At 61.0% G+C, this 13,966-nt stretch carries 12 protein-coding genes and 3 tRNA genes; all 15 read left to right on the top strand.

Annotated elements, in window-relative coordinates:
- Positions 1-57: 57 nt before the first annotated feature.
- On the top strand, positions 58-2,733 hold the full coding sequence (locus F8N12_RS23710) for a FimV/HubP family polar landmark protein (protein ID WP_150582538.1): 2,676 nt from the start codon (positions 58-60) through the stop codon (positions 2,731-2,733).
- A 158-nt stretch (positions 2,734-2,891) separates the two neighbouring features.
- A complete protein-coding gene (gene truA / locus F8N12_RS23715) occupies positions 2,892-3,716 on the top strand; it encodes a tRNA pseudouridine(38-40) synthase TruA (protein WP_191623214.1) in 825 nt (274 codons plus the stop codon).
- A 63-nt stretch (positions 3,717-3,779) separates the two neighbouring features.
- Positions 3,780-4,400 (top strand): phosphoribosylanthranilate isomerase, encoded by a 621-nt coding sequence (locus tag F8N12_RS23720; protein WP_150582539.1) that lies wholly within the window; start codon positions 3,780-3,782, stop codon positions 4,398-4,400.
- Between the two features lie 184 nt (positions 4,401-4,584).
- Positions 4,585-5,505: an acetyl-CoA carboxylase, carboxyltransferase subunit beta gene (gene accD, locus F8N12_RS23725; protein WP_150582540.1), complete on the top strand. Its 921-nt coding sequence runs from the start codon at positions 4,585-4,587 to the stop codon at positions 5,503-5,505.
- The gene (gene folC / locus F8N12_RS23730; RefSeq protein ID WP_150582541.1) at positions 5,502-6,809 is read left to right on the top strand and encodes a bifunctional tetrahydrofolate synthase/dihydrofolate synthase; all 1,308 of its coding nucleotides are present in this window, start codon (positions 5,502-5,504) and stop codon (positions 6,807-6,809) included. The genes accD and folC overlap by 4 nt, the downstream gene beginning before the upstream one ends.
- Positions 6,793-7,476 carry an SPOR domain-containing protein gene (locus F8N12_RS23735; protein WP_150582542.1) on the top strand — a complete coding sequence of 228 codons (684 nt, stop codon included), beginning with the start codon at positions 6,793-6,795 and terminating at the stop codon, positions 7,474-7,476. The genes folC and F8N12_RS23735 overlap by 17 nt, the downstream gene beginning before the upstream one ends.
- Before the next feature lie 535 nt (positions 7,477-8,011).
- Positions 8,012-8,572, top strand: a complete 561-nt coding sequence (locus tag F8N12_RS23740; RefSeq protein WP_150582543.1) for a CvpA family protein — start codon at positions 8,012-8,014, stop codon at positions 8,570-8,572.
- A 41-nt stretch (positions 8,573-8,613) separates the two neighbouring features.
- Positions 8,614-10,119: an amidophosphoribosyltransferase gene (gene purF, locus F8N12_RS23745; RefSeq protein ID WP_150582544.1), complete on the top strand. Its 1,506-nt coding sequence runs from the start codon at positions 8,614-8,616 to the stop codon at positions 10,117-10,119.
- A gap of 187 nt (positions 10,120-10,306) precedes the next feature.
- Entirely contained in the window at positions 10,307-11,518 is a 1,212-nt protein-coding gene (locus F8N12_RS23750; RefSeq protein ID WP_150582545.1) for an O-succinylhomoserine sulfhydrylase, read from the top strand.
- A complete protein-coding gene (locus tag F8N12_RS23755) occupies positions 11,515-12,288 on the top strand; it encodes an SDR family oxidoreductase (protein ID WP_150582546.1) in 774 nt (257 codons plus the stop codon). Before F8N12_RS23750 ends, F8N12_RS23755 begins: the two co-directional genes overlap by 4 nt.
- A gap of 266 nt (positions 12,289-12,554) precedes the next feature.
- Positions 12,555-12,630 (top strand) — tRNA-Val (locus F8N12_RS23760).
- Positions 12,631-12,684: 54 nt separating this feature from the next.
- A tRNA-Asp gene (locus F8N12_RS23765) sits at positions 12,685-12,761 on the top strand.
- A 92-nt stretch (positions 12,762-12,853) separates the two neighbouring features.
- A tRNA-Asp gene (locus F8N12_RS23770) sits at positions 12,854-12,930 on the top strand.
- A 249-nt stretch (positions 12,931-13,179) separates the two neighbouring features.
- The gene (locus F8N12_RS23775; protein WP_150582547.1) at positions 13,180-13,689 is read left to right on the top strand and encodes a sigma-70 family RNA polymerase sigma factor; all 510 of its coding nucleotides are present in this window, start codon (positions 13,180-13,182) and stop codon (positions 13,687-13,689) included.
- The coding region (locus F8N12_RS23780) for a DUF4880 domain-containing protein (RefSeq protein WP_150582548.1) at positions 13,686-13,966 on the top strand (281 nt) is incomplete at its 3' end. The genes F8N12_RS23775 and F8N12_RS23780, both read left to right, overlap by 4 nt.

Here is a 13,966-nt window from a genome sequence, read left to right on the forward strand (position 1 = left end):
AGCGACCAATCAACACCTTCTCGCTGGCCGAGGAATGTTCAAACAAAGGATGAGGCTATGGTTCAAGTTCGCAAACTGGTGTTAGCAATAGCGGCCGCCTCGGCGCTGTCCTCCGGTATGGCGCATGCCCTCGGCCTCGGGGAACTGACCCTGAAGTCGTCGGTGAACCAGCCGCTGGACGCCGAAATCGAATTGCTCGACGTCAAGGATCTCACCGCTGCCGAAGTGGTGCCGAGCCTGGGGTATCCCGAAGATTTTGTCAGGGCAGGGGTCGACCGTCAGGCGTTCCTCAATGACCTGAGCTTCACCCCGGTGCTCAATCCCGGTGGTAAAAGCATTCTGCGCGTGACGTCCAGCAAGCCGTTGTCCGAACCGATGTTCAAATTCCTCGTTCAGGTAACGTGGCCTAACGGCCGCTTGTTGCGTGATTACAGCGTGCTGCTTGATCCGTCCAAATTCTCGCCGCAGACTGCTGACGCGGCTGCGCAACCGGCACCGTCGCAAACCGCCACTGCGCCGGTCACCGGTGCGACCAAGACCACTGAATACACCACCACGCCGCGCGATACCCTGTGGGAAATCGCTGCTAGGGCGCGTAATGGCGGCTCGATCCAGCAGACCATGCTGGCGATCCAGGCGCTGAACCCGGATGCCTTCATCAACGGCAACATCAACCTGTTGAAAACCGGTCAGGTGCTGCGCCTGCCAGATCAGACCCAAAGCACCAGCCTCGCGCAACCGGCAGCTGTGGCCGAAGTGGCCGCGCAGAACACCGCTTGGCGTCAGGGTCGTCGTTATACCCCTAAGGCCGGTGCCGGCCAGCAGCAACTTGATGCCACCAACCGTGCTCGCAACGACGGCGCCCCGACGCAGCCCGCCCAAGACAAACTGAGCCTGGTTTCTGCCGAAGCGGCCAAGGCCGGTGCTGCAGGTGCGGGCGGCGATGCCAAAGCGTTGAACAACAAGCTGGCGGTGACGCAGGAAAGCCTCGACACCACCCGTCGTGACAATGCCGAGCTGAAAAGCCGCATGACCGATCTGCAAAGTCAGTTGGACAAGCTGCAGCGCCTGATCGAACTGAAAAACAACCAACTGGCCAAGTTGCAGGCTGGAGGCGCCGCCGATGCTGCCGCGCCTGCCGGCACCCCGGATGCTGCCGGCGCCGTAGAAACCGTACCGGTGATCTCGGCTGAATTGACGCCCAACCCTGCAACCGTTCCGACAGACGCTGTGCCGGCAACGCCAGCACCTGAGACGGCGGCTGCCCCCGAGGCTGTTCCGGCTCCTGCCGAAACGCCGACGCCAGCTCCTGTCGAGCCTGCTCCGACGGCGTCCGAGGAGCAAAAATTCAATGACCTCCTGACCAATCCGGTGCTCCTCGGCCTGATTGGTGGCGGTGCCGTGCTTCTGCTTCTGCTGCTGCTGTTACTTGCCCGTCGCCGCAAAGCCCAGCAGGAAGCGGAAAAACACCTGCGCATGGCTCGCGCGCTGTCCGAAGAGCAAGAGTTCGCGGCCGAACACGACCTGCCGGAAAGCAGCTTCGAAGGTCTCGAAGTTCCGCCACCGAGCGTGAAGCTCGCCACACCGACTCCTGCGCCAGTACCAGTGCCGACACCAGCGCCGGTGATTGCGCCGGTTATCGTTACGCAGCCGATTGCCGCGCCATTGGTCGCGCCATCCGGCGATCCTGATGCCGACGTGCTGACCAAGGCCGAGTCGCACATCGCTGCCGGTCGCTTGAATCAGGCCGCTGCGTTGCTCGAAGATGGCATCAAGGAAGAGCCTCAGCGCAGTGACTTGCGCTTGAAGCTGATGGAAGTCTACGGCCAGCAGGGCGACCGTGATGCGTTCGTGAGCCAGGAGCGTCAGCTCGTTGCCAACGGCGAAAACTTCGCCCGTGTCGAAGAGCTGAAAACTCGCTTCCCGGCCATGGCTGTTGTCGCCGCCGGTGGCATTGCGGCGGCGGCTATGGCTGCTGAGCTGGACGCGCAATACGTCAAGGATCTGCTGCTGGACGAGCCGCAGGAGCCCGCGCCGCCAGCGGCAGAGGACGATTTCGATAGCGCCTTCGACCTGAGCCTTGATGATCTGGAAACTGCCTCGCCTGCCGTTGTTACGCCAGAGCCTGCGCTAACGCCCGAGCCTGCCGCCGAACTCGACGAGTTTGCGCTGGACGACGACCTTAGCTTTGCCTCGGTGCTGCAAGAGCAGTCTCAAGGCAAAGAAAATCTGGACGACCTGTCGGATTTCGATCTGGACATGGACCTCGGCAATGAGCCGTCTGCGGCGACACTGGCCGAGGACGACTTCCTGCTCAGTCTGGATGATGAGCCCAAGGATCTGCAGGGCACGGAAGTGAAGGCTGCTCCTGAGCCAGCGCTGGATGATCTGGAGCTGCCAGCTGATTTCGACCTGTCGCTGGCAGATGAGATGGATGCGCCGGACGCGTTTGCCGCCGAGCTCAACGACGTCAACGCCGAGCTTGATCGCCTCTCGCAGAGCATGGCCGAGCCAACGTTCACCGAAGAAGACGCGTTGGCCTCCGCTGCGGACGAGCCGGACTTCGATTTCCTCTCGGGCACCGACGAAGTCGCGACCAAACTCGATCTGGCGCAGGCCTATATTGACATGGGCGACGCCGATGGTGCCCGCGACATCCTCAACGAAGTGGTTGGTGAGGGGGATGACGGTCAGAAGAGCGAAGCCAGGGAGATGCTCTCGCGCCTGGCTTGATCGACAACAGGCAATAATCAGACGGCAGCCCATTGGGCTGCCGTTTTTGTTTCTGCGCTGATGCACTGGCATCCCCGCGAGGCGGCCTTATAATGCCCGCCTTTGCGATCATCAGCAGGCTGTACCCCTTGGCAAACATAGATAATCCGGGCGCCGAAATGGCGCCCGAGGGCTTATTCCGGATCGCGTTGGGCGTTGAATACAAAGGCTCGCGCTACCGCGGCTGGCAGCGTCAGGCGTCCGGTGTGCTCACCGTGCAGGAAACCCTTGAAAACGCCTTGTCCAAGGTTGCCGACTCGCCAGTTTCGTTACTCTGCGCCGGGCGCACGGACGCTGGTGTACACGCCTGCGGGCAGGTTGTGCATTTCGACACCCCGGTCGAGCGGTCGATGAAAGCGTGGGTCATGGGCGCCAACATCAATCTGCCCCACGATGTCAGCGTCACCTGGGCGAAAGTCATGCCGGCGCATTTCCACGCGCGCTTCAAGGCAATTGCCCGGCGTTATCGCTACGTCATCTACAACGACCAGATTCGCCCGGCGCACCTGAACCAGGAAATCACCTGGAACCATCGCCCGCTCGATGTCGAGCGCATGGCCGAGGCAGCGCAGTACCTGGTCGGGACGCACGATTTCAGCGCCTTTCGTGCGGGTCAGTGCCAGGCCAAATCGCCGGTCAAGGAACTCCATCACCTGCGCGTCACGCGCCACGGCAAGATGATCGTCCTCGACATCCGCGCCAGCGCTTTCCTGCATCACATGGTGCGTAACATCGCCGGCGTATTGATGACGATTGGCACCGGCGAGCGGCCGGTGGAGTGGATGAAGGAGGTTCTGGACAGTCGCATTCGCCGTTCCGGCGGCGTTACGGCCCATCCGTTCGGCCTGTATCTGGTGCAGGTCGAGTACCGTGACGAGTTCGAATTGCCCGAGCGTTACATCGGCCCACACTTCCTGACCGGTTTCGCCGAACTTGACGGCTGACGCCCTCCGGCGCATTTGTTACCATCCGGGACTTTCACTGATTTGGCCTGAGGTTTTATCGACATGTCAGCCGTTCGCAGCAAGATTTGCGGGATTACCCGCATGGAAGATGCGTTGGCGGCGGTCGAGGCCGGGGCCGATGCCATCGGTTTTGTGTTCTACGCCAGGAGCCCGCGAGCAGTGACGTTCCAGCAGGCGCGCTCGATCATCAAGGCGCTGCCGCCGTTCGTGACTACCGTGGGTCTGTTCGTCAATGCCAGCCGCTGCGAGCTGGGAGAAATCCTTGATGCCGTACCGCTGGACCTGCTGCAGTTCCACGGCGACGAAACTGCCGAGGACTGTGAAGGCTGGCATCGGCCGTACATCAAGGCGTTGCGGGTCAAGGCGGGCGACGATATTGCGGCTGCGTGTGACGCTTTTCCGAGTGCCAGCGGCATCTTGCTGGATGCCTATGTCGAAGGCCTGCCGGGCGGAACCGGTGAGGCGTTCGACTGGTCTCTGATACCGCAAGGCTTGAGCAAGCCGATCATCCTCGCCGGTGGCCTGACGCCGGACAACGTCGCCGAAGCGATTGCCCGGGTCCGGCCTTATGCGGTGGACGTCAGCGGCGGGGTGGAAGCCAGCAAGGGCATCAAGGATCACGCAAAGATTCACGCATTCATCAAGGCAACACGCATTACCTGATGTGACGGCTGGCACACTGCCGCCGTCCACAGGCATGGCTGAGGGTTTTTGGGAGGTACGCAGGTCACGTTGTAGCTGATCCGGCCTCTCGCAATCATCGCCGCACACACATGAATTTAGCTCAAGGGCATACGCGGGGCTGCGAACCAGAGCGTTCGGGCCGCCGGTACTGGAGAAAGAAAGCATGAGCAACTGGTTAGTAGACAAACTGATCCCTTCGATCATGCGTTCCGAGGTCAAGAAGAGCTCGGTGCCTGAAGGTCTGTGGCACAAATGCCCGTCTTGCGAAGCGGTGCTGTACCGTCCCGAGTTGGAAAAGACCCTGGACGTCTGCCCCAAGTGCAACCACCACATGCGCATCGGCGCCCGCGCCCGCATTGACATTTTCCTCGACGCCGAAGGCCGCAACGAGCTGGGCGCGGATCTGGAGCCGGTTGATCGTCTGAAATTCCGCGACGGCAAGAAGTACAAGGACCGCCTCACCGCTGCGCAAAAGCAGACCGGCGAAAAGGATGCGCTGATTTCCATGAGCGGCACCTTGCTCGGCATGCCTGTCGTCGTTTCGGCGTTCGAGTTTTCCTTCATGGGCGGTTCGATGGGTGCGATCGTCGGTGAGCGTTTTGTCCGCGCTGCCAACTACGCGCTGGAAAACAAATGCCCGATGATCTGCTTCGCCGCTTCCGGTGGCGCGCGGATGCAGGAAGCCCTGATCTCCCTGATGCAAATGGCCAAGACCTCGGCGGTACTGGCGCGTCTGCGTGAAGAGGGCATCCCTTTCATCTCGGTGCTGACCGATCCGGTGTACGGCGGTGTTTCCGCCAGCCTGGCGATGCTCGGTGACGTGATTGTCGGCGAGCCGAAAGCCCTGATCGGCTTTGCCGGTCCGCGCGTGATCGAGCAAACCGTGCGCGAAAAACTGCCGGAAGGTTTCCAGCGCAGCGAATTTCTGCTGGAGCACGGCGCAATCGACATGATCATCCATCGTCAGGAACTGCGTCCGCGTCTGGGCAACCTGCTGGCGCAATTGACCGGCCAGCCGACGCCGAAGTTTGTAGCTGCCCCTGTCGAGCCAATCGTGGTTCCGCCGGTGCCTGCCGACCTATGACCGAACGTACCCTTGGCGAGTGGCTCGCCTACCTTGAGCAGTTGCATCCTTCGGCCATCGACATGGGTCTTGAGCGCTCGCAACAGGTAGCGTCCCGCATGGGACTGGGCAAGCCGGCGCCTCGGGTGATCACGGTCACAGGCACCAACGGCAAAGGTTCTACCTGTGCGTTCGTGGCAGCATTGCTGCGGGCCCAGGGCCTGAAAGTAGGTGTCTACAATTCTCCGCATTTGCTGCGCTACAACGAGCGGGTCCAGGTCGATGGCGTCGAAGCCACTGACGCCGAACTGTGCGCAGCCTTTGCCGCAGTGCAAGCGGGGCGTGGTGACACGTCACTGACCTATTTCGAGATGGGAACCCTGGCGGCATTCTGGTTGTTTCAACAGTCAGCGCTGGATGCCGTAGTGCTTGAAGTCGGGCTGGGCGGGCGTCTGGACACGGTCAACGTAGTGGACGCCGACATCGCACTGGTCACCAGTATCGGCGTCGATCATGCCGATTACCTGGGCGACACCCGTGAATCGGTGGCCTACGAAAAGGCCGGCATCTTCCGTCCCGGCGCGCCTGCGCTGTGCGGCGATCTGAATCCTCCACTGCCGCTGCTGGAAAAGGCGCGCGAGCTGGCATGCCCGTTCTTTCTGCGTGGGCGTGATTTCGACCTTGGCGTGACCGATCACAACTGGCAATGGCGCGGTGTCGATGCGCAAGGTCAAGCCGTTGAATTGCGTGACCTGCCATTGCTCGATTTACCGATGGAAAACGCCGCTCTGGCGTTGCAGGCTTATCTAGTGCTCGGTTTGCCGTGGGTGGATGAGCAGATCATTCAGGCGCTGAAAGCCACGCGAGTGGTCGGTCGACTCGATCGGCGCCAGTTCGAGTGGCAGGGCAAGCGTCTGAATCTGTTGCTGGACGTGGGACATAATCCGCACGCTGCCGAATACCTGGCCCGTCGTCTGGCCAGTCGACCACCGGCCGGCCAGCGTCTGGCGGTATTTGGCTTGCTCGCGGACAAGGACCTGGATGGCGTTGTCGGCGAACTGAATGGTAGTGTCCAGCACTGGGCTGTTGCGCCGCTGGATTCTGCGCGGACACGGCCGGTCGCCGATTTGTACGCGGCGTTGCAGAACCTTGGTGCTTCAGTAACGTCGTATGACAGCGTCACCGCCGCTTTGGAAGGGCAGTGCGCGCAAGCGACGAGCGACGATGAGATTCTGTTGTTCGGATCATTTTATTGTGTCGCCGAGGCCCTTGAATGGCTGGCCCGGCGCGCCACGGAGGAAGCCGCAAATGGCATTGCTGGATAAGGCTTACAAGCAACGCATGGTTGGCGCTCTGGTTCTGGTTGCGCTGGCGGTGATTTTCCTGCCAATGCTGTTCTCTCGCCAGGATGAACAGCGCCAGGTGACCGTTGAAGCCCCGACTGCTCCGCAGGCGCCTGTCGTGCCGCAGGTGCAGGTCGAGCCAGTGGTGGTGCCTGAGCCGCAGGCCCTGCCTCAGGAACCGGTGCCGAGCGATGCCGAAATCGCCCAGCAGGAAGAGCCGACGATGCCAATCGCACCGGCTGCGCCTGCTGCTCCCGTAGCGCCTGCACCCGTTGCCAAACCGGTGACGCCGCCCCCTGCGCCTGCCGCTGTTGCGCCCGTCAACAAACCCACTACCGCGCCAAGCCAGCCCATCACTGCTGCGCCAGGGAAGCCTGACGCCACGCAGAGCCGTGTCGATGCCAATGGCCTGTCGGTCAGCTGGTCGGTGCAGCTGGCAAGTCTGGCAAACCGTGCCAGTGCGGAAAATTTGCAGAAAACCCTGCGCAGCCAAGGCTACAACGCCTATATCCGCACCGCCGATGGCAAGAATCGGGTGTTTGTCGGGCCGCTGATCGAGCGCGCCGAAGCTGACCGTCTGCGTGATCTGCTCAACCGCCAGCAAAACCTCAAGGGTTTCGTCGTGCGCTTCCAGCCAGAGCGCGGCTAACGCACCGTGTAGCAGCCCGCGCCCCGTAGCAGCTGGCGAAGCCTGCGTTTTGTAGCAGCTGGCGAAGCCTGCGTCCGGCTGCGCAGCAGTCGTAAGGTAATTCAGACGACTCGGTACATCAGGCACCCCCCCCCCTCCGATCGGCGACTGCTGCACGGCCGGACGCAGGCTTCGCCAGCTGCTACAAGAGCTGCTACGGACGCAGGCTTCGCCAGCTGCTACAAGAGCTGCTACGGACGCAGGCTTCGCCAGCTGCTACAAGAGCTGCTACGGACGCAGGCTTCGCCAGCTGCTACAAGAGCTGCTACGGACGCAGGCTTCGCCAGCTGCTACAAGAGCTGCTACAAGACGCAGGCTTCGCCAGCTGCTACAAGAGCTGCTCCAGGACTCAGGCTGGTCCAGTTGCTACAGGAAGCCTGCGGTTTCGATAGGGTTAAAGCTATCACCCCGATTTGAAATGCACTGCTAATCGCCGCTTACCGATCAGCACCGGCTCTGCTAAAATGCGCCGCCTTATCTGTCTGTAGGCTGCACTGTGCCATTTACCTGGGTTGACTGGGCGATCGTTGCAATCATCGCCATCTCCGCATTGATCAGTCTGAGCCGCGGCTTCGTAAAAGAAGCATTATCGCTGGTGACCTGGATCATCGCAGGAGTCGTCGCCTGGATGTTCGGCGGTGCATTGTCCGAGCACCTAGCCGGATACATCGAAACGCCATCGGCTCGCGTGATAGCGGGTTGCGCAATCATGTTTGTCGCCACACTGATCGTGGGCGCAATGATCAATTATCTTATCGGCGAATTGGTACGCGTCACCGGGCTGTCGGGGACCGATCGATTTCTCGGCATGGCCTTCGGCGCTGCGCGTGGCGTGCTGCTGGTGGTCGTGGCAGTCGGGCTGTTGAGCCTTGGGCCGGTACAGCAGGACGAGTGGTGGCAGCAGTCGCAGCTCGTGCCAAAATTTCTATTGGTCGCAGACTGGTCCAAAAACCTGATCCTTGGGTGGAGCAGTCAGTGGCTTGCCAGCGGTATCAGCGTACCCGCTGAAATACCGTTCAAGGAACAGCTCTTGCCGACGGCGAAAACGCCTCAGTGAGTGCTGTTCAGTTCAGATCCATAAAGTAGGGGTTGCGTCGCATGTGTGGCATCGTCGGTATCGTCGGTAAGTCGAACGTCAATCAGGCGCTGTATGACGCGCTAACCGTACTCCAGCACCGCGGCCAGGACGCTGCCGGTATCGTGACCAGCCATGACGGCCGGTTATTCCTGCGCAAGGACAATGGTCTGGTGCGTGACGTGTTCCATCAGCGTCACATGCAACGCCTGGTCGGGCACATGGGTATCGGCCATGTGCGTTACCCGACCGCAGGCAGCTCGACCTCGGCCGAAGCGCAACCGTTTTACGTCAACTCGCCTTACGGCATCACCCTGGCGCACAACGGTAACCTGACCAACGTTGAACAACTGGCCAAGGAGATTTACGAATCTGACCTGCGCCACGTCAACACCAATTCCGATTCGGAAGTGTTGCTTAACGTGTTCGCTCACGAACTGGCCCAGCGCGGCAAGTTGCAGCCGACCGAGGAAGACGTGTTCGCGGCCGTCACTGACGTGCACAACCGCTGCGTTGGCGGTTACGCGGTCGTGGCCATGGTGACCGGTTACGGCATCGTCGGTTTCCGCGACCCGCACGGCATCCGTCCGATCGTCTTCGGCCAGCGTCACACCGACGAAGGCGTCGAGTACATGATCGCCTCGGAGAGCGTGTCCCTTGACGTGCTCGGTTTCACCCTGATTCGCGACCTGGCGCCGGGCGAAGCGGTCTACATTACCGAAGACGGCAAGCTGCACACCCGTCAGTGCGCGACCAATCCGTACCTGACTCCGTGCATTTTCGAACACGTCTACCTGGCGCGTCCGGACTCGATCATCGACGGCGTCTCGGTCTACAAGGCGCGCCTGCGCATGGGTGAAAAACTCGCTGACAAGATTCTGCGCGAGCGTCCGGATCACGACATCGACGTGGTCATCCCAATTCCCGACACCAGCCGCACCGCAGCGCTGGAGCTGGCGAACCACCTGGGCGTCAAGTTTCGTGAAGGCTTCGTCAAGAACCGCTACATCGGCCGGACCTTCATCATGCCGGGCCAGGCAGCACGGAAAAAATCCGTACGGCAGAAGCTCAACGCCATCGAGCTGGAATTCCGCGGCAAGAACGTGATGCTGGTGGACGACTCGATCGTGCGCGGCACCACCTGCAAGCAGATCATCCAGATGGCCCGTGAAGCCGGCGCCAAGAATGTCTACTTCTGCTCCGCGGCACCGGCCGTTCGCTACCCGAACGTCTACGGCATCGACATGCCGAGCGCCCACGAGTTGATCGCGCACAATCGCTCGACCCAGGACGTGGCCGACCTGATCGGCGCCGACTGGCTGATTTATCAGGACTTGCCTGACTTGATCGAAGCGGTCGGTGGCGGCAAGATCAAGATCGACAAGTTCGATTGCGCGGTGTTCGATGGCCAGTACGTCACCGGCGACGTTGACGAGGCCTACCTGAACAAGATTGAGCAGGCGCGTAACGATGCCTCGAAGGTCAAGACCCAGGCCGTCAGCGCGATCATCGATCTGTACAACAACTGATAAACGGGCAACCTCGCGGCTGGCCACTGTAGGCGCGAGCCTGCTCGTGAAAAACGTCAACGATCACGCGTTTATTCAGGAAGCACGCGTTATGGTTGACGTGCATCGTCGGAACGCCGCCCGGAGCAAGCTCGCTCGTACAGACGGTGTACGTTTTTATTAGAGTAATGAATCAAGGAGTAGCGGCATGAGTCAGGATTGGGATGCCGGTCGGCTGGACAGCGACCTCGAAGGCGTAGCGTTCGACACCCTGGCCGTACGCGCCGGTCAACACCGCACGCCGGAAGGCGAACACGGTGATCCGATGTTCTTCACCTCCAGCTACGTCTTCCGCACCGCCGCCGACGCGGCCGCGCGCTTTGCCGGGGAAGTGCCCGGCAACGTTTATTCGCGCTACACCAACCCGACCGTGCGCGCTTTCGAAGAGCGAATCGCCGCGCTGGAAAGCGCCGAGCAAGCCGTGGCCACGGCCACCGGCATGGCCGCGATCATGGCCGTGGTGATGAGCCTGTGCAGTGCCGGTGATCACGTGCTGGTGTCGCGCAGTGTGTTCGGTTCCACCATCAGCCTGTTCGAGAAGTACTTCAAGCGCTTCGGCGTTGAAGTCGATTACGTGCCCTTGGCGGACCTGTCCGGCTGGGCCGCAGCGATCAAGGCGAACACCAAATTGCTATTTGTCGAATCGCCTTCCAACCCGCTGGCGGAGCTGGTCGATATCGCCGAATTGGCGAAAATCGCTCATGCCAAGGGCGCAATGCTGGTGGTCGACAACTGCTTCTGCACCCCGGCTTTGCAGCAGCCACTGAAGATGGGCGCCGACATCGTCGTGCATTCGGCGACCAAGTTCATCGACGGTCAGGGTCGTTGCATGGGCGGCGTGGTGGCCGGTCGTAGCGAGCAGATGAAGGAAGTTGTCGGCTTCCTGCGCACCGCCGGGCCGACCCTGAGCCCGTTCAACGCCTGGATTTTTCTCAAAGGCCTCGAAACCTTAAGCCTGCGCATGAAGGCGCATTGCGCCAACGCGCAGCAACTCGCGGAGTGGCTGGAGCAACAGGACGGTATCGAGAAGGTCCATTACGCCGGTCTCAAGAGTCATCCGCAGCATGAGCTGGCCCTGCGTCAGCAGAAAGGTTTCGGTGCCGTGGTGAGCTTTGAGGTCAAGGGCGGCAAAGAGGGCGCCTGGCGCTTCATCGATGCGACCCGGCTGATTTCGATCACCGCCAATCTCGGCGACAGCAAAACCACCATCACTCACCCGAGCACAACCTCTCACGGCCGTCTCGCGCCGCAAGAACGTGAAGCGGCGGGCATTCGTGACAGCCTGATCCGCATTGCGGTCGGTCTTGAAGATGTGGCCGACCTGCAAGCCGACCTGGCGCGCGGTCTGGCTGCCCTGTGATCGAGTTGTCGACACCGACGACCGGTACCCACGGCCGCGTTGCGCTGGTCACTGGTGCCGCGCGTGGCATTGGTCTGGGGATTGCCGCGTGGTTGATCAGCGAAGGCTGGCAGGTGGTGTTGACCGACCTCGACCGTGAGCGCGGTTCGAAAGTGGCGAAAGTGCTGGGCGAAAACGCCTGGTTCATCGCCATGGACGTTTCCAGTGAAAGTCAGGTGGCGCTCGGTGTGGCCGAAGTGCTGGGGCAATTCGGTCGACTGGATGCGCTGGTGTGCAATGCGGCCGTGGCTGATCCGCACAACATCACCCTGGAAAGTCTCGATCTTGCGTACTGGAACCGCGTCCTGGCGGTGAATCTCAGCGGTCCGATGCTGTTGGCCAAGCATTGCGCGCCGTACTTGCGCGCGCACAGCGGGGCGATCGTCAATCTGGCCTCGACCCGAGCGGGGCAGTCGGAGCCCGACACCGAGGCGTACGCCGCGAGCAAAGGCGGGCTGCTGGCTTTGACGCACGCGTTGGCCATCAGCCTTGGCCCGGAGATTCGCGTGAATGCCGTCAGCCCAGGCTGGATCGATGCGCGCGATCCCTCGGTGCGGCGCGCCGAACCCTTATCCGATGCCGACCATGCGCAACATCCGGCGGGCAGGGTAGGGACGGTCGAGGATGTCGCGGCGATGGTGGCCTGGTTATTGTCGAGGAATGCCGGATTTGTCACGGGGCAGGAGTTTGTGGTGGATGGTGGAATGACCAAGAAGATGGTCTACGCCTAGACGTAGAGCTGCAAGTTTCAAGCTTCAAGCTGCAAGTAACGACCAGTCGGTGTCAGGCCGGCTTACGCAACACTGCTTTTCTTGCAGCTTGCAGCTTCAAGTAATGTCGGACCTTTGTTGGGACTGAATACGCAATCCCGCTTTTACTTGTCGCTTGCGGCTTGCGGCTTGCGGCTTGCGACTTGAAGCTGTTTTGAAAAAACTCCAATCCTGCTATTGACTTAGCTTTGTTAGGTGCGTAAATTTCGCGGCCTCAGAGAAGCAAAGGGTGATTAGCTCAGCTGGGAGAGCGTCTGCCTTACAAGCAGAATGTCGGCGGTTCGATCCCGTCATCACCCACCACTTCTTGAGACTCTTGCGCAAGCAAGAGGGAAGCTGAAAAGCCTCCACCGACGCGCAGCGGTAGTTCAGTCGGTTAGAATACCGGCCTGTCACGCCGGGGGTCGCGGGTTCGAGTCCCGTCCGCTGCGCCATATTTTACGAGTCAGATTTTTTCTGATTCGGGATTGGAAGCCTCGAAGCTTCCAGTCACATGAGTTACTTGGGCGAAAGTCCAAAGCGATACGCAGCGGTAGTTCAGTCGGTTAGAATACCGGCCTGTCACGCCGGGGGTCGCGGGTTCGAGTCCCGTCCGCTGCGCCATATCTGCTTCAAGGCCCACTGAACGCCTTGGAGCTACGAAGAAAAACCGCTGGTTATCTTCGAGTCGATAGCAAAAGCCCTGGTCGAAAGACCGGGGTTTTTTGTGTCTGAAATTTGCCTTTCCCGCCCTCACACTTTTGCGAACCTCCGCTTTCTGTCCCGCTAACGCATAAAGGACTTGGTGCTCAGCTCGGACATTAATTAGAATCACTCTCATTTACGATAACTCCCGGCACAGGGCTTCTTGAGATGAGTGATGCTGCGATGCCGAAGGAGCAAACCCTTCACGACCTGTACCGCGATCACCGTGGCTGGCTGGAAGGCTGGTTGCGTGGACGCCTGGGCAATGGCTGTGATGCGGCGGACCTGAGCCAGGATACGTTTGTGCGTCTGCTCGCCAGTTCGCAACGGATCGCCGACCTGCAAGAACCCCGTGCCTATCTGCTGACCGTCGGCAGGCGCCTGCTGAGTAATTTCTATCAGCGCCGCAGTCTTGAACAGGCTTATCTGGCCGCGTTGGCGTTAATGGACGAAGCAACCGCGCCGTCACCGGAACAGCGCTGGCTGCTGCTGGAAACCCTGCAAGCGCTGGATGAGTTGCTCGACGGGCTGCCGAGGGCGGTAAGACGCGCATTTTTGTGGAGCCAGCTGGAAGGCCTGACTTACTCACAGATCGCCGAGCGTCTGCAGGTGTCGGAGCGCACGATCAAACGCTACATGGCGCACGCCTACGAGCATTGCTTGATGGTGGACCTGTGAACGCGCAGGCGCCGGATGCGCGGCAAGTGGTGCGAGCGGCGGCGCAATGGCTCGCGCTTGTGGAGTCCGGCAGCGCCAATGAGCAGGACCGCGTCAACTTGCAACGGTGGCGCGACAGCTGCGCCAGTCATGAGCAAGCCTGGCAGAAGGCCCAGGCGTTGCGTCAGCGGTTTTCCGATCTGCCGTCCGGCCTGGCCATGAGTACGCTGGATCGTCCTGACCCCGGCCGGCGCGTGCTCCTCAAACGCACCCTCGGCGCCGTGGCGCTAGTGCCGGC

The organism is Pseudomonas fluorescens, assembly GCF_902497625.1.
GTDB classification, from domain to species: Bacteria; Pseudomonadota; Gammaproteobacteria; order Pseudomonadales; family Pseudomonadaceae; genus Aquipseudomonas; species Aquipseudomonas fluorescens_BQ.